The sequence below is a fragment of the Streptomyces sp. NPDC031426 genome, assembly GCF_055581585.1.
In genome coordinates this window covers 213,776-237,266 of the sequence record NZ_JBVIJE010000001.1, presented here as the reverse complement: position 1 = coordinate 237,266, position 23,491 = coordinate 213,776, and the positions used below count along the sequence as shown (strand labels likewise).

Here is a 23,491-nt window from a genome sequence, read left to right as displayed (position 1 = left end):
TGCCTCGTCTCGCTCGCGCCGTTGATGTGCGGGCATGCTAGTACGGGTATCGCTATACGCACTAGGTTGCGAACCACGCAACTTGTAAGATCTTTGTTCACAGCGCGTTACTTGCCTGCGTGTTGTTTACTGCGCGTATAGTTCCGCTATGAGCAACTACAGTCCGGATACCGAAACGAACGGTGCGCCGCCCGGTGGGGTGCAGTCCGTCGACCGCGCCATCAGCGTCCTGGAGATCCTGGCCCAGCGTGGCGAGGCAGGCGTGAGCGAGGTGGCCGCCGAGATCGATGTGCACAAGTCGACGGCGTTCCGGCTGCTCGGCGCCCTGGAGGCGCGCGGCCTCGTGGAGCAGTCGGGCGAGCGCGGCAAGTACCGGCTTGGCTTCGGCATCGTACGCCTGGCGGGCGCCGTCACGGGACGCATCGACATCACCCAGCAGGGCCGGCCGGTGTGCGAGCGCCTGGCCGAGGAGATCGGCGAGACGGTCAACATCGCCGTGATGCAGGAGCGCTACGCGATCAACCTCTACCAGGTGCGCGGCCAGTCCGCGGTCACCGCCCACAACTGGGTCGGCCAGCTGACCCCGCTGCACGCCACCTCCAGCGGCAAGATCATGCTGGCCCACCTGCCCGCCAAGGAACGCGCCGCCCTGCTGACCGAGACGGGCCTGAAGAAGTTGACCCCGCACACGATCTCCGCGAAGGCGAAGCTGGAGAAGAACCTCGCCGAGGCCCGGGAGCGCGGTTACGCCTGGACGCTGGAGGAGCTGGAGATCGGGCTGCACGCCATGGCCGCCCCGATCCGTGACCGGGAGGGCCGGGTCATCGCGTCGATCAGCGCCTCCGGGCCCTCCTACCGGTTCACCGAGGAGCGCATGCACGAGTTGGCTCCGGTGCTGGTCAAGGGTGCGGAGGAGATCAGCCACCGGATGGGATACCTCGGCTGAGCGCACGGAGCACCACCGCCGTACGGCCCGCGTACGCCCCCCGCGCGGGCCACGGGCGCTCCTCACTCCGGGTGGTGCGTGCCAAGACGCTCGTTCACCCAGTCGTGGAAGGCACCGATGTGGTGCTCACTGGGCACGAGCACGCCGCCCTTGGCGTACAGCCGTGAGCTCATTCCGGGCTGGGTGCGTTCGCAGGCGTCGAAGTCCTGGCGGTTGACCCGGTCGAAGAGCTCCACGGACCGGCTGACGTCCTTGCCGGTCTCCACCACGTGCGGGAGGTAGAGCCAGTCGCACTCGACGATCGTGCGGTCGACGGCCACCGGGTACATCCGGTGGAAGATCACATGGTCGGGCACGAGGTTGATGAACACCTGCGGCTTGACGGTGATCGCGTAGTACCGGCGGTCCTGCTCCTCGGACACCCCTGGAATGCGGTCCAGGCCCTCTGAGCCGTCGACGGTGAAGCCCTGGATCTCCGCGCCGAACTCGGCGCCGTGCCCGACGTAGTACTGGGCGGCGTAGCCGTCGGCGAACTCGGGCAGCACCTCGGTGAGTTCGGGGTGGATCGTGGCGCAGTGGTAGCACTCCATGAAGTTCTCGATGACGAGCTTCCAGTTCGCCTTGACGTCGTAGACGATCCGCTTGCCCACCGAGAGGTTCGCGATGTCGTAGCGGTCGATCGACGCGGTGTCGCCCAGCCGCTCGACCACGGCCCCCATCACGTCCTCCTCGAAGGAGGGCGGGTTCTCCGCCAGGCAGACCCAGACATAGCCGAGCCATTCGCGGACGGCCACGCTCACCAGCCCGTACTCGGTGCGGCCGACGTCGGGCATCTTGGTCAGGTTGGGCGCCGCGACGAGCTTGCCGTTCAGGTCGTAGGTCCAGGCGTGGTACGGGCACTGGAAGGCCCGCTTGACCTCGCCCGTCTCCTCGGTGCAGAGCTTGGCCCCGCGGTGCCGGCAGACGTTGAAGTAGGCGCGGATCGCGTTGTCCCGGGCCCGGGTGACGAGGATGCTCTCGCGACCCACGTCCACGGTGCGGAAGGCGCCGGGCTTGGCCAGATCGGACGAGCGCGCGACGCAGAACCACATCGTCTCGAAGATGTGCTCCTGTTCCTGGGCGAAGATGCCGGGGTCCGTGTAGGCGGAGCCGGGGAGAGTGGCGATCAGGCTGTCCGGCAGGCTGGTCGAGGTCACGGTGCACTCCTCGGGAAACGTCGTGGATCGATAGGTCACGCGCCGGGAAGAGCGACTTCGGTCGGCGTTGTGTATGAAGCAACACTGCGTTTCATGTGCAACGCAGAATGGGTTGCCGCAGGGGCGGTGTCAAGACGTGGCGGCGGCCAACTGCTTGCGCCATCGGGTGAACAGCCGCGGCTGGTTCATGCCGAGCACGGCGACCGGCCGATCGGCCCTGCGGTAGACGGCCAGGAAACTGCGGTCGTCGGTCGAGCCCTCCTCGACCGTCACACTGTCGGCCCCGGCGGCATGGCCGGCGAACTGGATCTTCACGCCGTACTGATCGGACCAGAAGTACGGCGGCCGGGGCACACCCGGCTCCGTCGCACCGTGGGCGAGCAGCACGGCGACGGCGGCGTCCGGCCGTTCCAGCGCGCCGGTCCAGTGCTCGACCCTGCGGTGGACCCCGGTGTGCGGGTCGTACCAGTTGGCGCAGTCGCCCACGGCGACCACCCCGGCGACACTCGTGCGGCCGTCGGCGCCGCACTTCACGCCGTTGTCGAGGGCGACGCCGGAGCCCTCCAGCCACTCGACACAGGGGCGCGCCCCCACACCGACGACGACGGTGTCGGCGGGGATGCTGCGGCCGTCCTCCAGCAGCACGGCGTCGACCCTCCCCCAGACTCCGCCCGGGGGGACCCTCGTCTCGCTTCGCTCGTCCCCGCTCAGGCCCTTGACCCCCACGCCGCACAGCAGCCGTACACCGTGATCGGCGTGGAGGGCGGAGACGACCTGGCCCATGGCCTCGCCGAGCGGTCCGGCCAGCGGTGTCGGAGCCGCCTCGACCACGGTCACGTCGAGACCGAGGGCGTACGCCGTGGAGGCGACCTCGGCGCCGATGAAGCCGCCGCCGATCACCACCAGCCGTCCGCCCCGGGCCAGGTCGTCCCGCAGGGCGCGGGCGTCGTCGAGCGTGCGCAGCACATGGACGCCGGCGAGACCTTCGGTGCCGGGCAGGGTGCGGGCGGCGGCGCCGGTCGCGATGACCACGCCGTCGGCGCGTATCTCCCGGCCGTCGGCGAGCCGGATCGCCCGCCCGGTGCGGTCGAGGCCGGTGGCGCGGGCGCCGAGCACCCATTCCGCCTGGAGCTCCTCGTCGTCCCTCTCCAGTGCCAGTTCCGCTTCGCCGATGGCACCGGCGAGGAACTCCTTGGACAACGGCGGCCTGTCGTACGGGCGGTGGAGCTCGTCGCCGACGACGACCAGCCGGCCGTCGTACCCCTGCTTCCGCAGCGAGCGCGCCGCCGACAGACCGGCCAGCGAGGCGCCCACCACGGCGACGGTCCTCACGCGGGGCCTCCGGCCAGGCGGGCGGCGACGCACGGCGGCAGGTTCGGCGCCTCGGTGGACAGCCGCACGTGGACCATGCCGTCCTCGACGACGACCTCATGAGTGCGGACCGGGAGCTTGGCCGGCGGTGCGTCCACGGCTCCGGTCCTCAGGTCGAACTTGGAGGCGTGCAGAGGACATTCCACCTCACAGCCCTCCAGCCAGCCGTCGGCGAGCGACGCGTCCTGGTGGGTGCAGGTGTCGTCGATGGCGAAGAGCTCGCCGTCGTCGGTGTGGAACACCGAGACCGGCGGGTCGATGTCGAGCCGGTGGGCCTCGCCTCGCGGTAGATCCGCGAGTCGGCACGCGGGAATCATCATGACACCTCGGTGCGTATAGCGAAACGGATTGCGATTAGCGCAACGCCAGTCTGCTGGCCGCCCTGAAGCGTTGTCAAGGCATCCACAGGGCCCTTTGCGCGGGGTCCGGCGACCGGTTTCCGGGCATGCAGCAGCGACCTCGAAAGCGCAGGTCGGCAAAGAGATCAGGGGTGGCGGCACAGGTGCGACGACGGCCCTGCCGCCGGTGCCGTCCACGTCGGTCCGTCACCGGGGCAGGGCCGCTTGTCGCCGGGCGGTCAGAAGCCGCGTTCGATCCACTCCTGAAGATGGGGCGCCTCGGCGCCGATGGTGGTGGTGTCGCCGTGGCCGGTGTGCACGACGGTGTCGTCCGGCAGGGCGAGGAGGCGTTCCCTGAGGGAACGGATGATGGTCGGGAAGTCGCTGTACGACCGTCCCGTGGCCCCGGGGCCGCCGGCGAACAGCGTGTCGCCGCTGAACAGCGCGCACAGGTGCGGGGCGTACAGACAGACGGCCCCCGGGGCATGTCCCGGGGTGTGCAGGACGGTCAGCTCCACTCCGGCGACGGTGAGGCGCTGCCCGTCGGTCAGCTCGCCGTCGGGCGCCCGGTCGGGATGGGTCTGTTTCCACAGCGGCAGATCGTCGGCGTGCAGCAGGACCGGGGCGCCGGTGCGGGCGGCGAGGTCGGGTGCGGCGTCGATGTGGTCGTTGTGCGCGTGGGTGCACAGGATGGCCCGCAGGGTGCGACCGCCGAGGGCCCGGGCGATGGCGTCGGCGTCATGGGCGGCGTCGATCACGACCGCCTCGGTGTCGTCGCCCACGATCCATACGTTGTTGTCGACGTCCCAGGTGCCACCGTCCAGCGAGAACGTCCCCGAAGTGACGAGCCGTTCGATGCGGGCGCCCGCCATCAGAGGACCACCACCGAGCGCAGCACGTCGCCCTGGTGCATCCGCTCGAAGGCCTTCTCCACCTCGTCCAGCGCGATGGTCTCGGTGACGAAGGCGTCCAGGTCGAGACGGCCCTGCAGATAGAGGTCGATGAGCATCGGGAAGTCACGGGAGGGCAGACAGTCGCCGTACCAGGACGACTTGAGGGCGCCGCCCCGGCCGAAGACGTCCAGCAGGGGCAGTTCGAGCTTCATCTCGGGGGTGGGGACGCCGACGAGGACGACGGTACCGGCGAGGTCGCGGGCGTAGAAGGCCTGCCGGTACGTCTCCGGGCGGCCGACGGCCTCGATGACGACGTCGGCGCCGAAGCCACCGGTCAGCTCGCGCACCGCGTCGACCGCGTCGGCCTGCTTGGAGTTGACGGTGTGGGTCGCGCCCAGCTTCTTCGCGGTGTCCAGCTTGCGGTCGTCGATGTCCACGGCGATGATCCTCGACGCACCCGCCAGCCTCGATCCGACGACCGCCGCGGCTCCCACCCCACCGCACCCGATCACGGCGACGGTGTCCCCGCGGCCGACGTTCCCGGTGTTGATCGCGGCGCCGAGGCCGGCCATCACTCCGCAGCCGAGCAGCCCGGCGGCAGCGGGCGAGGCGGCCCGGTCGACCTTGGTGCACTGGCCGGCCGCGACGAGCGTCTTCTCGGCGAAGGCACCGATGCCCAGCGCGGGCGAGAGCTCCGTACCGTCGGTCAGGGTCATCTTCTGCTTGGCGTTGTGCGTGTTGAAGCAGTACCAGGGCCGCCCGCGCAGACAGGCCCGGCACTGGCCGCAGACGGCACGCCAGTTGAGGATCACGAAGTCACCGGGCGCCACCTCGGTGACCCCCTCGCCGACCGCCTCGACCACACCCGCGGCCTCATGCCCCAGCAGGAAGGGGAAGTCGTCGCTGATACCGCCCTCGCGGTAGTGCAGATCGGTGTGGCAGACCCCGCAGGCCTCGATCTTGACCAGCGCCTCGCCCGGGCCGGGGTCGGGCACGATGATCGTTTCCAGACTGACAGGGGCGCCCTTGCTCCGCGCGACGACACCACGGACCTGCTGAGACATGGCCACTCCTCGGCTCACGGCGGGATCGAGACGTTGCCTATTACGGCACACCTCTCACGTTTCGCAACACAGCATCGCCGAGGCCGAAGCAGCGGTCAAGGATCGGTCAGCCGTCAAAGGTTTCGCCGACGACTCGGCCGGCCGACTCCGGTGACCGGAGTCGGCGTTCGGCCGAACCGTCGGCGACGGGGTGTCGCGTCTCTTACATGATCAGGCAGGGGCGTACACCCGATGGACGAACTCCACGAGCTGGTCGTCGCCGAGGTGCCGGGCGATGTCGGTCTCGCTGATCATCCCGATCATGCGCTTGTTCTCGACCACCGGAAGGCGCTTGATCTGGTGGCCCTCCATCTCCCGCAGGGCGTCCGAGATGTCGGCGGCGGCATCGATCCAGCGCGGCGTGCCCTCGCACAGGTCACCGCACGTCATCCGCGCCGGGTCACGACCCGAGGCGATGCACTTCACCACGATGTCGCGGTCGGTGATGATGCCGCACATGCGGTCACCGTTGTCGGGGTCGCTGACCGGAAGTGCGCCCACCTCGTGGTCCCGCATCATCTGCGCGGCCCGGTCCAGCGTCTCGTGCCGGGGTATCCACTGGGCGCCCGGGCTCATGATGTCCTTCGCAGTCGTCATCGCTCGTCCCTTCACGACTGTGCCGGTGCGAGCAGTCAGCCCGCCCGGGAATCCTGGGTCGTCGGAGCGGACCGACGCGAGCGCCGGCCGACGGAGGCCGCACGCACCCGCCTTGTCCGCTTCCTCAGATAAGTGACCAGGTCGGTGCGCAGATAGCGCCGGGCGGCGGCGGCCGCCTCCCGCGGGTTGCGCTCGCCCATCAGCACGCACAGCGTGTAGCCCGAGTCCTCGAAGGCGGCACGGGACGCGAGATCGGCGGGTGCCGCGACGGTGGCGCGTTCGCACACCCGATAGTGTCGCAGCAGGCGGCGGACTTCGGATTTCGCCGGTAGCAGCATGGTGAGTTCACCACCCCAGGTGACTCGGCGGACTTCCGGTGGTGGCGCCGATGCCGCGGCGCACGAACACATCCATCGGCCGAACAAGGCCTGCAGCCATGGTGCCCGAGGTGCGCGGCGCTGTCTTGTTGGCCTTTCAATCGGCGTTCAGGCCCGTGCTCCCGGCCCCGTGATCCCGCCGGGCCCGGTCGTGTCCCGCCTCCTGCGCCACCTGGAAACGCGGTGGTGGCGGTGACGGCGGCGGGTGCCGCCGACGGCCGTCATCGCCAGCCCGAGGCAGAAGACGAGTGCCGGCGTGAGGCCCGAGCCGAACAGCGCGAGGCCGTTCCGTCCGCCAACCGCGGGTACCCGCAACTCTCCGGCTCACCCCCGCTGCACCGCGTGACGTCCGGCGCCCCGTTGCATCACCGGTCCGCGCCCGCCGACCCCGCCATGACACTCAGCGTGCCGTCGGCCTCCATGCCGATGTGCAGGCCGTGGCAGATCCGGTCGAGGGTCGAGCGCAGCCACGCGCGGTCCGGCTCCCCGGCGGACTCCAGCCGCATCCGCCGCGCCTGCCAGGGGACCATCCGCATGCCGATCGGGCGTCCCGTGTCCGCCTCCACCGAGACGAGGTAGCCGAGCCGGAGGTCGTCGCGGTACTCCTCGTAGCCCGAGATGCCCTCGTAGTCGTCGATGAAGTCGCCGCAGCCGTAGAGGATGAACCGGTCCCGGTACACCTCGACGGGGCGGGGATGGTGCGAGGAGTGCCCGTGGACGATGTCGACGCCGCCGTCGACCAGGGCGCGCGCGAAACGCGTCTGCTCGCGGGGGACGAGATAGCCCCAGTTGGTGCCCCAGTGCACCGACACGACCACGATGTCGCCCGGCCGCTTGTCCCGCCGCACCCGCTGGACGGCCGCCTCGGCCGCCGACGCCGACAGTTCGCGGACGTAGGCGACACCGGAGCGGTCCGTGGTCGCGGCCCAGTCGGGCGGGATGCCGCTGGACAGGGCTCCGAGGGCGAAGACCAGGATGCGGTGGCCGGGACCGAGCGGGAGCGCCGCGGGCGCGTAGGCCTCGTCGGCGTCGCGTCCCGCGCCCACCGCTCGCAGTCCCGCGCCGGCGAGTGAGTCCAGGGTTTCCTCCAGGCCCGGCCGGCCGAAGTCCAGCACATGGTTGTTGGACAGGACGCACACGTCGGGCCGGGCCACCGCGAGGGCGGGCAGGTTGGCCGGGTGCATCCGGTAGTGCACCGCCTTGCCCGGCATGAAGGCGTCGCTGCGCGTGACGGCCGTCTCCAGATTGACGATCCGGGCATCCGGCGCGACCTCGTCCAGCAGCCCCAGCACGTCGCCCCACGGCCAGGCGGGGTGGACCGGCGCGGGGATCGGACCGCTGACCGCCTCGACCAGTTCCACGTACGTCCGGGCATCCGTGACGTAACCCTCGCGCAGCACCGGGCTTCCGGGGTGCGGAAGGATCTGGTCGACGCCGCGCCCGAGCATCACGTCCCCGCACAGGAACAGCGTCACCACGCCGCCCATACACCCACCCTAGGCGGCGTCTTCCCGGCCCGGTCCGGCTCAGGGAATGTGTGAACAGGCGTGACCCGAACAGAAGGCTCCGGCCGGTCGGATTCACTCCGCCACGGGACGAACTTGTCCAGACACCTTCTCTCCATGAGGCGATCGGGAGAAGTTCCCCCAGCCGTACCTGCGAGCACCCTAGAGTCGCAATGTCATGTACGCGACCGATCAATCGGTCGCGGCCCGGGGACTTCCCACCTCACCAGGAGAGCGCATGGTCTCGCGTCGTACAGCTACCGCCCTCACCTCCGCGGCGGCCGCCCTGCTGCTCGGCTTCAGCGGCTACGCGGCCCCCACCGCGAGCGCGGGCACCGGCACCGGCCTCTCGGTGTTCGCGTGGAACGTCGATCTCGGCACCGCGATCGTCGACAGCACCCAGAACGAGAAGGCGGCGCAGCGCACCCCGACCGTCGAGTCGATCATCCGTAAGCACGGCGCGGACGTGGTGGTTCTGGACGAGGACTTCAACAACAGCTCGACCGCCGACATCATCAGCAAGCTCGCCGACCTCTACCCGTACCACACCCCCGTCGTCGGCCAGACCTGTTCCGGTGGCGGCTGGACGGGCATCAGCGGTGACTGCTCCAACTCGTGGTTCGTCATCAACGGCGGCACCATGATCCTCTCCAAGTATCCGATCACCGCCCAGTACGCCCACGTCTTCAGCAACTCCACCTACGGCACCTGGGACTACCACGCCAACAAGGGCGCGGCGCTGGTGCAGATCGAGAAGGAGGGCGTGAAGAGCTGGGTGGTCGGCACCCATCTGCAGGCCGACGAGTCCGACGCCTCCACGGACACCACACAGTCCACCCGGCTCGCCCAGCTCGGTGAGATCCGCACCTGGGTGGACGGCATCGCCGGCTCGACCGCGCCGGTGCTGATCGGCGGAGACCTGAACGTGGAGTACTACGGCGGCCAGTCGCGCGGTGACTACGCCAACGCCCAGGCCGCGGTGAACGGTGTGCTCGGCACCCCGGCCACCGACTCCGGTCAGACCCCGAGGACCATGGACTGCCCGGTCTCCGTCTGGTGCCAGTACATGTCCGGCATCGAGTCCTTCCCCAAGGACTACCGGGACGACCTCGACTACCTCGGCTATCTCAACGCGCCGGGCCGCCCGACGCCGGCCGCGATGTCCACCGTCAAGGTGGACTTCGACCCCCAGTCCGGCTGGACGACGGGCCAGACCGACACCAACGCCCCCAGCGACCACTACCCGGTCGAGGCGACGTTCCAGCTCGGCTGACCCGCGCGAGCCCGACCGGCAGGACAGCGGAGAACCCCTGGGACACCATGCCCCGGGGGTCCCCTCCGGCACAGCCGAGCAGGAGGCCCAGGAACACGCGTACCCGGACCGGGGGATGCGTGACGCCCGCGACGGCGCCGGGCGGGGTGATGCTGCCTCTGGGCAGGGCGCGCTGGTCGAAGGAGGTCGCCGACAGCCTGGGCATCTCCCGCGAACTCGCCGCCTTCCACCTGGACAGGCTGGTGACAGCGGTATCCGCAAGGTGGGCCGACGGCCCAAGGTGTACGAACCGGTGGCCGAGGCGATCGCCGTGCACATCCCCGAGCGCCGACACGAGATGCCGGCGGAGGTCCTCGCGGAAGCCGTAGTGACCGTCCGTCTCCAGGAGCAGTCGGGCGACCCCACGCCACCGTCCGGCGGGGAGTAGGCCGAACTCATGGGCGAAAGCCGGTCGTTCGGACGTAGGTTGTGCGGTGAGTGATCCATGCCTTGACACGCCCTCACCGAAAGACGGACACGATTCATGACCGACCCCGCGACCACGCCCGAGACGGCGATGGGCCAGAAGATCGACACGTCGGTGCCGCACTCCGCCCGTATCTGGAACTACTGGCTCGGCGGCAAGGACAACTACCCCGTCGACGAGGAGGCCGGCGACGCGTACACCGCGGTCTTCCCCGGCATCGTCACCATCGCCCGCAGCAGCCGTGCGTTCCTGCGCCGCAACATCACCTATCTGGTCCGTGAGGCGGGCATCCGGCAGTTCCTGGACGTCGGCACCGGTCTGCCGACCGCCGAGAACACACATGAGGTCGCCCAACGGCTCGCCCCCGAGGCGCGGATCGTCTACGTCGACAACGACCCTATGGTCCTGGCGCACGCCCGCGCCCTGCTCTACTCCTCCCCCGAGGGCGCGACCGCCTACATCGACGCCGACGTGACTTCCCCGGAGGAGATCCTCAAGGCCGCCGCCGCGACACTGGACTTCGACCGTCCCGTCGCGCTGATCCTCAGCAACATCCTGGGACACGTCGCCGACCACGATCAGGCCCGCTCGATCGCCGGCCGCCTGATGGACGCCCTGCCGTCGGGCAGTTACCTCTCCATCAACGACGGCTCACGCGGCATCGACCCGGTCTTCGAGCAGGCCCAGGACGCCTACAACGACAGCGGCGCCGTCCCGTACAACCTGCGTACGGTCGACGAGATCACCGCCTTCTTCGACGGCCTGGAACTTGTCGAGCCCGGCGTCGTCTCGGTCACGCAGTGGCGTCCGGAGCCAGGTTCGGCCACCCCGGAGATCATCGCGGAGCACGGCGGGCTCGCCCGGAAGCCGTAACCGGCAACAGGCCGACGCCGCAGCCTTCTCGGACAGCCCGTGCCCTGCGCGGCCGCGGCTGTCCGAGGGGGCAAAGTGCCATGGACGTCGCGCACTTCGCCATGATCGCATGGCTTGATGACGTCATTCTGGACCGGCGAGCGGGTACGTCTGCGTGGTGTCGAGCGGGCCACCGCCGCGCCGGACGGCGACCGCTTCCAACTGGCCGTCGAGGCCGTCGACACCGGTGAACTGGTCGGTGCCGTCCGCTCGTACCACTCCGACCACGAGCGGGCTGGTTCGAGTACGGCATCACGATCGGCGGCGGCCACCGGTGCAAGGGCTACGCGGCAGGGGCGAGGGCGTGAGCGGTGGTGTGGGGATGAGCGGCGGGTCGGGCTCCGAGCCGCCCCTCGTGTCCGCGCTTCGGGCCGGGGACGTCGATGAGCTGGAGAGCTTGCTGTGGGCGGGCAGCGATCCCGACGTGCGCGACGGCCGCGGGGTACCCGTGCTGTGCCTGGCGATCGAGGAGTTCGCCGGACCCGCGGCCCATGCGCTGGTCCGGCACGGTGCCGACCCCGACCGGTGCGGACCCGACGGTGTGCCGCCGCTGCGCAAAGCCGTCGACTCGGGCTCGCCGACGCTGGTCGAGGCCGTACTGCACGATGCGCCCCACTGGCGGCAGCGGGAGTCCGAGCTGCTGGAGATGCGCGACCTCGCCCGGCGCCGGCACACGACCGGTGCCGAAGCGGAACTGCGGCGCCGGGCGGGCGCCCAGGGCACGGTCGTTCGTACCCGTGTCCAGGAGGACGAGTTCACCGGCATCGAGGAGTTCTCCCTCGGCGGGCTGACAGTGCGCGACGGGCACGCGGCGATCCTCACCCACGTGGAGGCGACGCTCGGTATCCTGACCTTCGTCGCCAGGCCGGCGCCGGTCGGCCTGCTCGCGGCCGTGAACCCCTGCGCGCCCGCGGGGGCGACCATGGCCCTGCTCCACGCCCAGGCCCCTCGCGGCGGCGTCCCGCGGAGCGGTATCAAGGGCCCCGGCTGCCTCGTCGTCCCCTGGCCGTCAGGTCGCTGGCGATGGCGATGGTCGCGATGGGAGTGATCTTCGGCGCCCGATCGGCAGGCCCGGCGCCTCGGGCCTCGTGTACGCCGAGTTTCGGCATCGGCAGTGCTCTGGCCGGCGCCGCCTGTGCCTGGCTCCCGCAGCGGTTCTCCCTGCGCGCCCGGTGTGTGTCATTCGCCGCGGTCTCTTCATCGGCATGCTCACACTGTTCGTCGATGCCCGGCTCGTGTCCCTGCCCGCAGGCATCGCGCCGGCGAGTTTCACGGTCGCGCCCTACATGATCAGCCTCTACGCCCTCACCGAGCGGCTAGCCCCCGCCGGACGCGCCGCGATCGCCATGACCGTCCTGTCCGGCGGCGGCCCCCTGGGGACCGCCGCCGGACAGGCCGCGTCGGGAAGCCTCGCTGAGGGGCACGGCGTCGCAGGACCCCTCATGGTGACTCTCTTCGTCGCGTCCTGCGCGCTGCTGCTGGCGCACTCGGCCGCGCTGACCGATTTAGGGACGCAACGTCTGGATCATCGACCTCGTCCTCGGGCGCCGCGGTAGCTGTTCAGATCGGCGGCGGGCCCGCCTCGATGCGGCGCAGGACCGGTGCCAGCCGGTCCAGGTCGGGGCCGGTCTGGACCTGTCGCTCGTCCCACCAGGTCGCGCCGGCGTCGTACATCGGACCGATCACGTCCCTGGCCTTGGCCGGATCGAGGGGCGTGGCACCGCCGAGCACGAACTCGAAGGGGCGCTCGGCTGTGGCCGTACGCTGCTTGCGCACATAGCCGATCAGCTCCCGTACCTCCGCCGCGTCCGGCACATGCCCGTGCCGGGCCGTCTCGAAGAGCGGCACCGCGCCGTCCCACCGCGCCGCTCGGCGCATGGGCGGACGGCGCGGCCAGAACCCGCCGATCCACACCGGCGGACCGGGCCGCTGCACCGTGGCGGGCAGCAGCGTGACGTCCCGCACCTCGTAGTGCCGGCCGTGGTGGTTCACCGGCTCGCCGGACCAGAACCGCCGCAGCAGCTCCAGTCCCTCGTCCAGCCGCTCGGCGAGGAGGCGCGGATCGGTGGCGTCGCCGAAGCTGCCGTACTCGTCCTCGATCGGGCCTCCCAGGCCCGCGGCGAAGATCACCCGGCCGCCGCTGAGCTGGTCCAAGGTGGCCACTTGGCGGGCGAGTTGCTGCGGACGGTAACGCGGGACCGGCGTCAGCAGGGTGCCCAGCCGGATCCGGGACGTCGCCGACGCGGCGGCGGTCAGCAGCATCCAGGGGTCCCCGAAGGGACGGCCCTGGTGCTGTCGGTGCAGGACGTGATCCCAGACGAACAGCCCGTCCCAGCCCGCCTCTTCGGCGGCGGCCGCCACGGTGGCGACGTTACGGGGATCGGCGAAGTCGCCGAAGTTGGGGATGTTGATGGAAAACCGCATCCCAGCAGCATGCGCACCCGGCGGCGCAGGGGCAATCGGATATGCGATTCCTCAGAGTTCGGGAACGGTGGAGCCACCGCCTGCCTTGACCGCTTCCACGGCTGCCTGGTGCAGTTGCCGGCTGTGCACCTCGGAACGGCAGGGCACGGGGCTGCCCGTGAGGGTGAACCATTCGGACGTGCCCGTGTACTGGACCGCCACGTCGGCCTCTTTGCCGTCCCAGGTGGTGTGGACGGTCAGGTCGCCGGCGACGATCCCCGCTTCGACGGTTCGTGCGCCACCCTGGCCGGTGAAGACCCCGGGGGTCGTCCATGATGCCCAGACCATGACGTCAGCCTTCCTCTCCGGGTGAAGGGACGAATGAACTGATCCACTACGGGATGGGGATTCCGTGTTCCTGTGGTGCGCGGTGCGGCGGCAAGCCGTCGAGGGTGGCCCGTGCGGGACTCCGGCTGACAGCCTCGGCGCGGGTGTGCAGGCCCGCGGCGGCGGCCACGTAGTCCCGGGCCGTGAGCAGACCGACCAGCCGTCCGCGCGGATCCGTGACCGGCAGGGCGTCGAGGTGTTCCTCGGTCATCACGGCTGCGGCGCGCAGAGCCGATTCCTCGGGGTGGACCGTGACGGTCCGGCGGGCGTGCACGAGCTCGCGCACCTTGCGGCGGGACAGCGTCACCGCCGCGGCGGCGCAGGCCACGGCGAGTTCGGCGCGGTCCAGAACTCCGGCGCAGCAGCCGTCCCCACGGACCACCGGGAGCTGACACTGCTCGGACCTCTCCATGACCTCCCAGGCCATCAGCACGCTCTCGTCCTCACCGATCGCGTACGGGGCGGCATCCATCAGACTCCGCACCACGAGTCGCTCGTTCACGGTTGCCTCCTCGCGCCGGGCGTCCGGTCGCGGTGTTCCCCTCGGACGGCACCAGTGTCGCGCCCCACGCGCTTTCACGCTCGCCGGGCAGACGGCGCCTGTCATGGGGCCGTACGGCCCCTCCGCGGGCCGTTGGCCCCACGGTCGGCGCCGGGGTGCGGGGCGGACCGGAGGACGTACGTACGGCCCTCTCGGCCCCACTCCCCGTACTCGGGGATCAGACCGGCGTCCATCGCCCGGAGGCAGGGGCGGCCGATGTGCGCGTAGACCAGCCGTCCGACCCGGTTCCGGGCCGCTTCCGGGCCGACGTCCCGCACGGGTGCGTGCCCGCCCACTCCGCCGCGGAAGCGGATGGGGCGGTCCCAGCACGAGGCTTCCGCGAACATCAGGTCCGCGTCCGCCGCCCAGGCCGGGAAGGTCCAGAACTCCGGCGCCCACACCACCGCCCCCGGCTCTCCCTCGATGCGGTAACCGCAGGTGGGATGGGAGGTGTGGGCGACCGGCAGCGCGCGGATGCGGAGCTCGCCGAGGTCCAGGTCCGTCATGCGCGGCACCAGCCCGCGCTCGGCGGCGAGACGCCGCAGGGCCGAGCGCAGTTCGGCGTGCTCGTCGGTCACGAGCCAGGCGTCCAGCGGGCCTTCCGGCGGCTGTGCGCCGGGCCCGCCGTCGAACGCGACGCGCCGGCGGCCGTAGGCGACCAGCAGGCCGGCCGGGGCGAAACGCGGGGACGCCATGGCGCCCACGCCCAGCAGCGTGAGCCGGAACCGAGGCGGCATACCCGTCACCTCCCGGGAACGTCGCCCGTCCATCGTCTCAGGCGGGCGGCAGCCGTGAACCCGAGCGGTCCTGCGACGTACGGGGCCGGACGTCGGACCTCTCGGGGACGTTCGGCCCTGTGCCCGAAGGCCTTCGCCGTTCGATGGTGGGGTGGAGGGGGAACCGACCAGCGGCTCGCCGGAGGCCGGGCGATGTGACGGTCGTCGGACCGGGACGAGGGCGAGGAGGAACATCATGTCGCACACGGCGCAGTGGAACGTCCGCCTCCATCTCTTCGAGGACGACGACGGAACGACGAAGGCACATGTCGTGCTGGACACCGGCACCTCCGCGCTCTCCGCCCAGGGATGCGCACGCTGCCATCCCGCGGACGCGAACGTGCCGGAGATCGGCGACGAACTGGCGGCAGGCCGGGCCATGATCGACCTCGCCCATCAGCTGCTGAGCACCGCCGAACGGGACATCCGGGGAGTGCAGGCGCCGGGGCGGAGTGTCCGCCGCCAACCCTCTGCACGGCCCGTGTGAGTACGTGGCAGCGCCTCCCCGTCGATCTCCCGCTCGTGCCCCGGTGCGGTGATGTGTCCCGCGTGGCAGGTTGGAAACAGCACGACTCTGCGGAGAGGGCAGCGATCATGCGAGCTCACCTCGGCGACCAGCTCATCGTGGAGAGTCCGGCGACCGGTGCCGGCAAGCGCGACGGCGAGATCGTCGGACTCCACCATGAGGACGGAACACCGCCCTACGACGTGCGCTGGTCGGACACCGACGAAGTGACCCTTGTGTTCCCCGGACCCGACGCACACGTCCGTCCTCTGCACCACGAGCGGACCGTGGGCACCCACGAGCCACGACAGGACCCGGGTGACGCGGCCACCGTGTCCCCCGCCGCCTCACCGCGCTGGGCGGCCGACCCCGGCGACATCGGCCGACGCGTGGCCGTAGAACGCAGGAGGCAGGGCCTCAGCCGCGAGGAGACCGCCGGCCGCGCCCGGATGTCGCCCGACTATCTGGCCTACCTCGAGGAACGGCCCGCCGACCCGACCCTGGCGACGCTCGTCAGACTGGCCGACGCACTGGGCACCACGGTCGCCACCCTGCGCGGCGGAGGCATCGATCTCCCACCCGGCCAGGGCCACGCACTGCTCCATCCCGAGCTGCGCGACCTCGCCCCGGAGGAATGCCGCACGCTGCTCTCCACACACGGTGTGGGACGCGTCTCGGTGTCGACGTCCGACGGCCGCCCGGCAGTCGTCCCGGTCAACTACGACGTGGTCGACGACGCCATCGTCTTCCGGACCGTGCCTGATTCCGTGGCCGTGGCGGCCGCGGAACGGGAGGTCGCCTTCGAGGTCGATCACCTGGACGAGGCCCTGAGCCAGGGCTGGAGCGTCCTCGCCGTCGGCCCGGCAAGCGTCGTGACGGACCCGGACACCGTACGGCGGCTCACCCGGCAGGCCCACAGCACGCCGTGGGCGGGTGGTCACCGGGAGATGTGGGTGTCCATCCGGCCCGTGACCCTCACGGGCCGGCGGATCGGCCCGGCCGAGGGGTAGACGGGTTCATCGGCGGCTCGCGGTGGCGGCGATGGGGGGCGGGACGGCCAGGATGCGACGGCGGTTCCCCGCTCACATCAGCTCCGCCGCGGCCACGGGCAGCTCGGCCAGCCGCCATTCGAGCATGCCGTCGTTGAGGCGGACGGCGTGTCGCCCGCGGTCGGTCAGGAGACGGACCGCGTCGTAGGCGAGTACGCAGTACTCGCCCCGGCAGTAGACGACGATCTCGGTGTCCTCGGGCAACTCGTGGATGCGGTCGGCCAGTTCGTGGACCGGGATGGAGATCGCGCCGGGGATGTGCCCGGCCCGGTGCTCCTCCACCGGCCGCACATCGAGCACCGTCACGCTCCCTGCCGCGACGCGGGCCTGGAGTTCCTCGCGGCTGACCTCCACGGCGCCGTCGTCGCCGAGGTAGGCGTCGCGGGCGGCGGGCACGGCGGCCTGGTGGCTCTCGGCGACCTTGCGCAGCAGCGCGAACAGCCGGGCCACGTCGTCGCCGGCGAGCCGGTAGTGGATGCGCACGCCGTCCCGGCGGGTGGCGACGAATCCGGCCTGCTTGAGCGTCTGGAGATGCGCCGACGCGGTCGTCAGGTTCAGCCCGGCCGCCTTCGCGAGGGCGTCGACCGTCCGCTCGCCCTGGGCCAGCAGATCGAGCAGTTCCAGGCGTTTTCCGCTGGCCAGCGCCTTGCCGCTGGCCGCGAACGCGTCGTACAGCTCCGCCTTCGAGCCGGTTGCCGTGGTCTCCGCCATGCGCTTCCTCCATAAATCCATGGAATATTGTAGAGGATTCGGGGGCGGCACGAGTACCGGATGTTGGAGGCACGGCCATGGGCTTCGCGGAGGAGCATCTGATTCCGCTGGTGGACGAAGGACTGGGCAACAGCGCCTACCTCGTCGACCTGGGCGAGGGCCGTGCCCTGGCCGTCGACGCGAGCCGCGATCTGCGCGCCCTGCACGCCGCCGCCGACCGGCGCGGGCTGCGCGTCGCGTTCGCGGCCGACACCCATCTGCACGCCGACTTCCTCTCCGGTGCCGTCCAGCTCGGCCACGACCACGGCGCCACCGTGCTGGCCTCCGCCGCCGGCCGCCGCGCCTTCCCCCACCAGGCCCTCGCGGACGGCGACGAGGTCGACCTGGGCGGGCTGACGCTGCTGGCCCTGGCGACCCCCGGGCATGCCGACCTGACCGTGCTGAACGGCAGCGCTGGCGACTGCGCCGCCGCCCACGGCCACCGGCTCACCGCGGGCGCCGCCCGGTGAGCGCGACCACCGAGTCCGCGGCCGGGCCTGTTCGGCTGGGACTTCGCGAGAACCGGCTGCAGTTCACGCTGCTCGTCATCGTGAACGTCTGCGTCGGCGGCCTCGTCGGGCTGGAACGCACGACCGTACCGCTCATCGGCGCCCGCACCTTCGGCCTGACCAATGACCTGGCCGTCTTCTGCTTCATCATCGCCTTCGGCCTGACGAAGGCCCTCACCAACCTCGCCGCGGGCGCGCTGACCGCCCGCTTCCGCCGCAAGCAGCTCCTGGTGACCGGCTGGCTCATCGGCATCCCCGTGCCGTTCGCCCTCGCCTGGGCGCCGTCCTGGGGCTGGATCGTCGCCGCGAACGTACTGCTCGGCCTCAACCAGGGCCTGACCTGGTCGATGACGGTCAACATGAAGATCGATCTGGTCGGACCCGCCCGGCGAGGACTGGCCACCGGCCTGAACGAGGCGGCCGGTTACACCGCCGTCGGCACCACCGCCCTGGTCACCGGCTATCTCGCCACGGCGTACGGCCTGCGCCCGGTCCCGGAACTCATCGGTGTGGTCTTCGTCGCAGCGGGGCTCGGCCTCGCCCTGATCGTGCGGGACACCGCCGCGCACGTCGCCCTCGAACTCTCCCGGCACACCAAGCCCCTGGCCTCCGGCGAGAGCACCGCCCTGGCCGCCACCTTCGCCCGGACCTCCTGGCACCACCGGTCCCTGCGCGGCGCCAGCCAGGCCGGCCTGGTCAACAACCTCAACGACGGCCTGACCTGGGGCGTCTTCCCCCTGCTCTTCACCGACCACGGTCTCGGTCTCGCCGCCGTCGGGCTCGTCAAGGGCCTGTACCCCATCCTCTGGGGCCTCGGCCAGATCCCCACCGGCCACCTCTCCGACCGGGTCGGCCGCAAACCGCTCATCGTCGCGGGCATGCTGACCCAGGCCGTCGGATTCGTCCTCGCCCTCGTCCTGTTGGACACCCCGCTCCTCGCGGGCGTCCTCTCCGCCGTCGCGCTCGGACTCGGCACCGCCATGGTCTACCCCGCCCTGATCGCCTCCGTCTCCGACCACGCGCACCCCGCCTGGCGGACGGGCGCGCTGGGCACCTACCGCTTCTGGCGCGACATCGGCTACGCCGTGGGCGCCCTCGTCGCGGGCGTCCTCGCCGACACCCTCGGTCTGAACGCCACCGTCGTCGCCGCCGCCGCGCTCACCGCCGGCTCCGGCCTGCTCGCCACCCGCTGGATCAGCGAGCACGACGGCGGCCGCTGACGCGGCTCACGGTGTGCGCGCCGGTCAGTCCGGCGCCGGTGGGATGTTCTGGTTGGCGCGGAACAGGTTGTCCGGGTCGTAGGCGCGCTTGACCGCGGCCAGGCGGTCGTAGTGGCCGCGGTAGGTGGTGCGGACGCGCTCCTGGCTCTCCCCGGGGCCGATGAAGTTGACGTAGGAGCCGCCCATGGAGTGCGGGTGCAGATCGGTCCAGTAGTCGACGCACCACTGCCGGATCACCTCGGCGTTGGCGGGGTCCGGGTCGATGCCGGCGACGATGCCGGACCAGACGGCGTCCCGGTAGGCCCAGGCCGTGCCGTCCGCGTCGGGCTGGTGCGCTGTGCCGTCCACCGGGTACAGGTGAGCGGTCGACAGACCGGTCGGAATGTTCTGGCCGTATTTGTGGTGGACGTCGATCGCGGCGTCGGAGATGGTCTGGAAGAAGTCGCCGCGCCAGTACCACTGCAGTCCCTCGGGAAGCAGCCCGTCGAACATGGTCTGCAAGGCGGGGTAGGGCATCGGGGTGGCGAAGTGGAAGGCCGGCGGCGCCGGCTCGTTCACCACGGCGAACATCTCCGCGAGGCGCTCGTCGGAGAGGTCTCCCGTATAGCACCAGATCACAGCGCACATCTTCTGCCCGTGGATCGACTCGGGGAAGGGCGGCCCGGGCGGCACGACGAGGAGGGCGAAGAACCCGTAGAGCTCGTCGGGCGCGGCAGGCAGGAACTCCCGGTACCAGCGCAGCACTTCGGGCGTGCGGTCGACGGGCCACACCGTCACTCCGGCCCCGACCGTGGACGCCGGGTGCAGCCCGAAGGTGAACGACGTCACCACGCCGAAGTTGCCGCCGCCACCGCGCAGCGCCCAGAACAGGTCCGGGTGGCTGTCCGCCGACGCGGTGACATAGCTGCCGTCGGCGAGGACGACATCGGCGGACGACAGGCTGTCGATCGTCAGGCCGTACCTGCGGGTGAGATAACCGTGGCCGCCGCCCAGGGTGAGACCGCTGACGCCGGTGGTCGACACGATCCCGGCCGGCACGGCGCGCCCGACGGCGTGTGTCGCATGGTCCAGGTCACCGAGCAGGCTGCCTCCGCCCACCTGAGCGGTGTCCGTCTCCGGGTCCACCCTGACCCAGCGCATCGGCGTCAGGTCGAGGACGAGTCCGTCGTCGACCAGGCACAGACCGGGGCCGCTGTGGCCGCCGCCGCGTACGGCGAGCTCGACTCCGGTGTCCCGGGCGAAGGAGATCACCGCCTGCACGTCCGCCACGTCAACGCACTGGGCGAAGGCGGCCGGCCGCCGGTCGATCATGGCGTTGTAGATGCTGCGGGCCGCGTCGTAGCCGGGGTCCTGCGGTGTGATCAGGGGTCCCCGCAGTGCCTCGCGCAGGCCGCCGACAGTCGTTTCGTCGATGGTGTTCATGACGGAGTGCCTTCTGAGAGGTACGAGTCCTGCCCATTGCCAGGCTATGCCCGAATGGGATCTCCGCACCTCACGAACCGGGATCGCCGGCCGACGCCACGGGAACGAACTGACGGCCCGCCCCGGCACCGAACGCGCCGGAACGCCGAGGACCCCCGGCAGGCGTGTGGCCGGCCAGGGGTCCTCGACGGGTCGGCCTGTATCAGCCGTCGGACTCCGACGACGGGATGTAGGCACCCGGCACGTCGTTCGGTGCGTAGATCTTCTTCTCACCGGGGTACGGCGTGCTCCAGTTGTGCGTCTGGTACCACGTGAAGTGGTTCATCTGGGCCGGGTTGGCGAAGTCGGCCGTCGCGTGGGAGCCGGTCAGGTGCTGCTTCGACTTCCAGCTGTTCCACTCGGCGGCGAGCTGCTGCATGTCCGCCGGGACCTTGGCCGCAGGGACGGCCGCCGCCTTCGGGTCCTGCGCCGCCGGGGTGTCGACGCCGCAGGAAGGCGGGGTCTTCAGGCCGTCGGTCAGCGAGGTCCGGTTGGGCAGCGCCTTGAACGGCGTGTAGTCCGGGCGCTGGGTGAACGCCCCGCGCATCGGGCTGGCCGCACTGTCCTTCTGGTTCATCGGGTGGATCCCGAGGATCTCCTCGATGGTGCGGACCATCGTGATCTGCGAGTAGTAGTGGTTGTCGACGGTGCCGTGCTGAGACCAGGGGCTGATGATCTGGATCGGGGCACGGTGGCCGTCGACGTGGTCGAGACCGGCCTGGGAGTCGTCCTCGACGACGAAGATCGCCGAGTCCTTCCAGTACTTGCTGTGGGAGATCTCGTCGACCATCTTGCCGACCGCGAGGTCGTTGTCCGCCACCGCGGCCGCCGGGCTCGCCGGACCACCGGTGTGGTCGTTGGAGAGCCAGAACATGTTCAGGTTGGCCGGACCGTTCTTCTCGAAGTCCTGCTTCCAGATCTGGTACTTGTAGACGTCCGGGACGTCGAGGTCGAACATCGGGAAGCCGGGCACCGAGACGGAGTTGAGCGAGGGGATCGCCGAACCGGTCTGGATGGGGTAAGCGGTGGGCCGGCCGGTCGCGTCCATGTTCTTGGCGTCGCAGTACAGGTTCTGCCAGGTCGCGCCGGACGGCTTGTTCTCGATCGACTGGAACTCGCCGAAGTCCCGCACGGTCTTCCCGGCCGCCTGCGCACCGGTCCAGATGAAGCCGGACTTCTGGTGGCCGAGCGCGTCGTTCTCGGTGTCGTAGCTGCGCTGGTACTCACCGGCCGAGGACTCGGTGTACTCCGGGTCGTCCGCCTGCATCAGCCAGTTGTGGCCCTCGGCGGAGTTCGTACCGACGTCGTACGTGTTGTCGTACAGGCCGAACTGCTTGGCCAGCGCGTGCTGGTTCGGCGTCACGTTCTCGCCGAACTGCGTCACCGACGGGTCGCCGTTGCCCTGCGGCATGTCGCCGAAGACCTGGTCGTAGGTCCGGTTCTCCTTGACGATCATGAAGACGTGCTTGATCGTCGAGGGGTCGCCGAGCCGCTGCGGGACCGGCACCGGACGCGCCTTGCTCCCGCCCCTGGCCATCGAGACCGAGCCGGGGGTCCAGCCGTTCTGCTGGAAGACCTTGGCCGTCTCGGACCTGATGACGCTGTCGTCCGGCAGAGTGAACCGCTGCACGCTGGACGTCGTGTCGTGGGTGCCGTGCCCGGCGGGGTTGTTCGGGCGACGGGCGTCGATGCCACGGGTGTTGGAGACCAGCACCTGGTTGCCGACGGTCGTGATCTCCGCGGGGAAGTAGTCCGTCGGGAGCAGACCGACGTAACTCACCGGCTCCAGCGGGCTCTTGTACCGGTAGACGGCGACCGCGTTGGCGCGGCCGAGGGTCACCAGCAGCCGGCCGTCGTCGGTGAGCGTCACCGCGTTGGGCTCGTAGCCCACCGACGCCTCCGGCCACGGCTGGGTGTCGATGGTCTGGACGACCTTGTTCTTGTCGGTGTCGATGACCGACACGTTGTTGCTGGCCGTGTTGGTGACGAACAGCGCCTTGCCCTTGGCGTACAGGGCGGTCGGGTGCAGACCGACGTCGATGCTCGACGGGTCCGCGGCCGGGTTCGCCAGGTCGATGACGCTGACGGTGCCGGTGGTGGTGGCCCCGGTCCTCGGGTTGGCCGGCACCTGGGTGCCGTACGAGTTCATGGTGGTGTCGCCGGCCCTGGCCGGACGGCCGCCCTCGTTGCCGACGTAGAGCTTGTTGCCGACCTGGACCATGTCACGCGGGGCGTTGCCCACGTTCCAGCTCTGTTTGATGGCGCCGGTCGCCGCGTCGATGGCGACCACCCGGTTCTGGCCGTTGACCGCGGAGTACACGGTGGAGCCGTCGGCGGAGAACACCGCCTGGCCGACCAGGGCGTGCTTGGATCCGTCCGCCGGGATCTTGATGCTGGTCGGGTTGTCGACGGTGCCGTCCGGGTTGACCGTGAACTTGGTGTAGCCGTCGGTCTGGCCCAGCCACAGCTGCTTGCCGTCGGGCGAGTACGTGGGGCCTTCCTGGCCCACGGAGTTGCTGCCGAGGCGCGGAGTCGACGTGGCGGCGGTGCCGACGACCTGCTGCACCTTCCAGTTCTTCACGTCGACGATGGCCAGCGCGCTGCCACCGTCGGTGACCGCGGCCGCTATGTGGGTGCCGTCCGGGCTGGGCGAGGACGACATGATCTTGCCGTTGCTGATGACGAGGCGGTCGCCGTACGGGGCGAGGTACTGGTCGCTGGAGACGACCTGGCCTCGATCGGTCGTCTGGCCGACCTGGTCGGTGCCGAACTGGTGGGTCTGGGCGTAACCGACGCCTGCGGTGACGGCGAGGACGACCGCTGTGGCGCCTGCCGTGAGGGCGCTCCGGCGCCCGATTCGTCTACCGCGAAACTCCGTCTCCACAGGCCTGCGATGACGTGTTACCTGCATGG

The 23,491-nt window shown here is 70.6% G+C and carries 26 protein-coding genes; 10 read left to right on the top strand and 16 right to left on the bottom strand.

Annotation, left to right across the window (positions count from 1 at the left end):
* Window positions 1–148 precede the first annotated feature (148 nt).
* Complete coding sequence (locus ACZ5NH_RS01205; protein ID WP_468772264.1) at window positions 149–946, top strand: IclR family transcriptional regulator; 798 nt, start codon at window positions 149–151, stop codon at window positions 944–946.
* Between the two features lie 62 nt (window positions 947–1,008).
* Here the strand turns inward: ACZ5NH_RS01205 and ACZ5NH_RS01200 are convergent, their stop codons facing one another.
* The 8 genes from ACZ5NH_RS01200 to ACZ5NH_RS01165 all read right to left on the bottom strand — a co-directional run bounded on the left by ACZ5NH_RS01200 (window position 1,009) and on the right by ACZ5NH_RS01165 (window position 8,308).
* On the bottom strand, window positions 1,009–2,142 hold the full coding sequence (locus ACZ5NH_RS01200; protein ID WP_388629862.1) for an aromatic ring-hydroxylating oxygenase subunit alpha: 1,134 nt from the start codon (window positions 2,140–2,142) through the stop codon (window positions 1,009–1,011).
* Between the two features lie 129 nt (window positions 2,143–2,271).
* Complete coding sequence (locus ACZ5NH_RS01195) at window positions 2,272–3,474, bottom strand: NAD(P)/FAD-dependent oxidoreductase (RefSeq protein ID WP_468772262.1); 1,203 nt, start codon at window positions 3,472–3,474, stop codon at window positions 2,272–2,274.
* Entirely contained in the window at window positions 3,471–3,833 is a 363-nt protein-coding gene (locus ACZ5NH_RS01190) for a bifunctional 3-phenylpropionate/cinnamic acid dioxygenase ferredoxin subunit (protein WP_388629857.1), read from the bottom strand. The genes ACZ5NH_RS01195 and ACZ5NH_RS01190 overlap by 4 nt, the downstream gene beginning before the upstream one ends.
* 257 nt (window positions 3,834–4,090) lie before the next feature.
* The gene (locus ACZ5NH_RS01185) at window positions 4,091–4,723 is read right to left on the bottom strand and encodes an MBL fold metallo-hydrolase (RefSeq protein ID WP_468772261.1); all 633 of its coding nucleotides are present in this window, start codon (window positions 4,721–4,723) and stop codon (window positions 4,091–4,093) included.
* Window positions 4,723–5,808, bottom strand: a complete 1,086-nt coding sequence (locus ACZ5NH_RS01180; RefSeq protein WP_468772258.1) for an S-(hydroxymethyl)mycothiol dehydrogenase — start codon at window positions 5,806–5,808, stop codon at window positions 4,723–4,725. The genes ACZ5NH_RS01185 and ACZ5NH_RS01180 overlap by 1 nt, the downstream gene beginning before the upstream one ends.
* Before the next feature lie 210 nt (window positions 5,809–6,018).
* The gene (locus tag ACZ5NH_RS01175; protein WP_388629849.1) at window positions 6,019–6,444 is read right to left on the bottom strand and encodes a CBS domain-containing protein; all 426 of its coding nucleotides are present in this window, start codon (window positions 6,442–6,444) and stop codon (window positions 6,019–6,021) included.
* Window positions 6,445–6,479: 35 nt separating this feature from the next.
* Window positions 6,480–6,782, bottom strand: a complete 303-nt coding sequence (locus ACZ5NH_RS01170) for a DUF5133 domain-containing protein (RefSeq protein WP_468772256.1) — start codon at window positions 6,780–6,782, stop codon at window positions 6,480–6,482.
* Window positions 6,783–7,186: 404 nt separating this feature from the next.
* Complete coding sequence (locus tag ACZ5NH_RS01165) at window positions 7,187–8,308, bottom strand: CapA family protein (protein ID WP_468772255.1); 1,122 nt, start codon at window positions 8,306–8,308, stop codon at window positions 7,187–7,189.
* Window positions 8,309–8,564: 256 nt separating this feature from the next.
* Here ACZ5NH_RS01165 and ACZ5NH_RS01160 point away from each other — a divergent pair, with 256 nt between their 5' ends.
* The 3 genes from ACZ5NH_RS01160 (at window position 8,565) to ACZ5NH_RS01150 (ending at window position 10,938) form a co-directional block, all read left to right on the top strand.
* A complete protein-coding gene (locus ACZ5NH_RS01160) occupies window positions 8,565–9,599 on the top strand; it encodes a sphingomyelin phosphodiesterase (RefSeq protein ID WP_468772253.1) in 1,035 nt (344 codons plus the stop codon).
* A 292-nt stretch (window positions 9,600–9,891) separates the two neighbouring features.
* Complete coding sequence (locus tag ACZ5NH_RS01155) at window positions 9,892–10,026, top strand: hypothetical protein (protein ID WP_468772252.1); 135 nt, start codon at window positions 9,892–9,894, stop codon at window positions 10,024–10,026.
* Window positions 10,027–10,122: 96 nt separating this feature from the next.
* The gene (locus ACZ5NH_RS01150) at window positions 10,123–10,938 is read left to right on the top strand and encodes an SAM-dependent methyltransferase (protein WP_468772250.1); all 816 of its coding nucleotides are present in this window, start codon (window positions 10,123–10,125) and stop codon (window positions 10,936–10,938) included.
* A 123-nt stretch (window positions 10,939–11,061) separates the two neighbouring features.
* Here ACZ5NH_RS01150 and ACZ5NH_RS01145 read toward each other — a convergent pair whose 3' ends face one another.
* Entirely contained in the window at window positions 11,062–11,205 is a 144-nt protein-coding gene (locus ACZ5NH_RS01145; protein WP_468772248.1) for a hypothetical protein, read from the bottom strand.
* Window positions 11,206–11,299: 94 nt separating this feature from the next.
* Here ACZ5NH_RS01145 and ACZ5NH_RS01140 point away from each other — a divergent pair, with 94 nt between their 5' ends.
* Window positions 11,300–12,025: an ankyrin repeat domain-containing protein gene (locus ACZ5NH_RS01140; protein WP_468772246.1), complete on the top strand. Its 726-nt coding sequence runs from the start codon at window positions 11,300–11,302 to the stop codon at window positions 12,023–12,025.
* 157 nt (window positions 12,026–12,182) lie between these two features.
* The gene (locus tag ACZ5NH_RS01135) at window positions 12,183–12,533 is read left to right on the top strand and encodes a hypothetical protein (protein WP_468772245.1); all 351 of its coding nucleotides are present in this window, start codon (window positions 12,183–12,185) and stop codon (window positions 12,531–12,533) included.
* 4 nt (window positions 12,534–12,537) lie between these two features.
* On the opposite strand, the gene ACZ5NH_RS01130 is transcribed toward ACZ5NH_RS01135, so the two are convergent.
* The 4 genes from ACZ5NH_RS01130 to ACZ5NH_RS01115 form a co-directional block, all read right to left on the bottom strand.
* The gene (locus ACZ5NH_RS01130; protein ID WP_468772243.1) at window positions 12,538–13,401 is read right to left on the bottom strand and encodes an LLM class flavin-dependent oxidoreductase; all 864 of its coding nucleotides are present in this window, start codon (window positions 13,399–13,401) and stop codon (window positions 12,538–12,540) included.
* Window positions 13,402–13,452: 51 nt separating this feature from the next.
* Window positions 13,453–13,728 (bottom strand): hypothetical protein, encoded by a 276-nt coding sequence (locus tag ACZ5NH_RS01125; RefSeq protein WP_388629824.1) that lies wholly within the window; start codon window positions 13,726–13,728, stop codon window positions 13,453–13,455.
* Window positions 13,729–13,774: 46 nt separating this feature from the next.
* Window positions 13,775–14,269, bottom strand: a complete 495-nt coding sequence (locus ACZ5NH_RS01120; protein ID WP_468772241.1) for a CBS domain-containing protein — start codon at window positions 14,267–14,269, stop codon at window positions 13,775–13,777.
* Between the two features lie 101 nt (window positions 14,270–14,370).
* The gene (locus tag ACZ5NH_RS01115; RefSeq protein ID WP_388629820.1) at window positions 14,371–15,045 is read right to left on the bottom strand and encodes an MBL fold metallo-hydrolase; all 675 of its coding nucleotides are present in this window, start codon (window positions 15,043–15,045) and stop codon (window positions 14,371–14,373) included.
* A gap of 235 nt (window positions 15,046–15,280) precedes the next feature.
* Here ACZ5NH_RS01115 and ACZ5NH_RS01110 point away from each other — a divergent pair, with 235 nt between their 5' ends.
* Complete coding sequence (locus ACZ5NH_RS01110; protein WP_468772239.1) at window positions 15,281–15,571, top strand: DUF1876 domain-containing protein; 291 nt, start codon at window positions 15,281–15,283, stop codon at window positions 15,569–15,571.
* Window positions 15,572–15,678: 107 nt separating this feature from the next.
* Entirely contained in the window at window positions 15,679–16,599 is a 921-nt protein-coding gene (locus ACZ5NH_RS01105; protein ID WP_468772237.1) for a DUF1918 domain-containing protein, read from the top strand.
* Window positions 16,600–16,671: 72 nt separating this feature from the next.
* Here the strand turns inward: ACZ5NH_RS01105 and ACZ5NH_RS01100 are convergent, their stop codons facing one another.
* On the bottom strand, window positions 16,672–17,349 hold the full coding sequence (locus ACZ5NH_RS01100; protein WP_468772235.1) for an ArsR/SmtB family transcription factor: 678 nt from the start codon (window positions 17,347–17,349) through the stop codon (window positions 16,672–16,674).
* Between the two features lie 77 nt (window positions 17,350–17,426).
* Here ACZ5NH_RS01100 and ACZ5NH_RS01095 point away from each other — a divergent pair, with 77 nt between their 5' ends.
* Entirely contained in the window at window positions 17,427–17,858 is a 432-nt protein-coding gene (locus tag ACZ5NH_RS01095; protein ID WP_468772234.1) for an MBL fold metallo-hydrolase, read from the top strand.
* Window positions 17,855–19,117, top strand: a complete 1,263-nt coding sequence (locus tag ACZ5NH_RS01090) for an MFS transporter (RefSeq protein WP_468772232.1) — start codon at window positions 17,855–17,857, stop codon at window positions 19,115–19,117. The genes ACZ5NH_RS01095 and ACZ5NH_RS01090 overlap by 4 nt, the downstream gene beginning before the upstream one ends.
* 24 nt (window positions 19,118–19,141) lie before the next feature.
* Here the strand turns inward: ACZ5NH_RS01090 and ACZ5NH_RS01085 are convergent, their stop codons facing one another.
* Together ACZ5NH_RS01085 and ACZ5NH_RS01080 are read right to left on the bottom strand one after the other, a co-directional pair.
* A complete protein-coding gene (locus ACZ5NH_RS01085) occupies window positions 19,142–20,539 on the bottom strand; it encodes an FAD-binding oxidoreductase (protein WP_468772231.1) in 1,398 nt (465 codons plus the stop codon).
* Window positions 20,540–20,741: 202 nt separating this feature from the next.
* A complete protein-coding gene (locus tag ACZ5NH_RS01080) occupies window positions 20,742–23,489 on the bottom strand; it encodes an alkaline phosphatase family protein (protein ID WP_468772229.1) in 2,748 nt (915 codons plus the stop codon).
* Window positions 23,490–23,491: the final 2 nt, after the last annotated feature.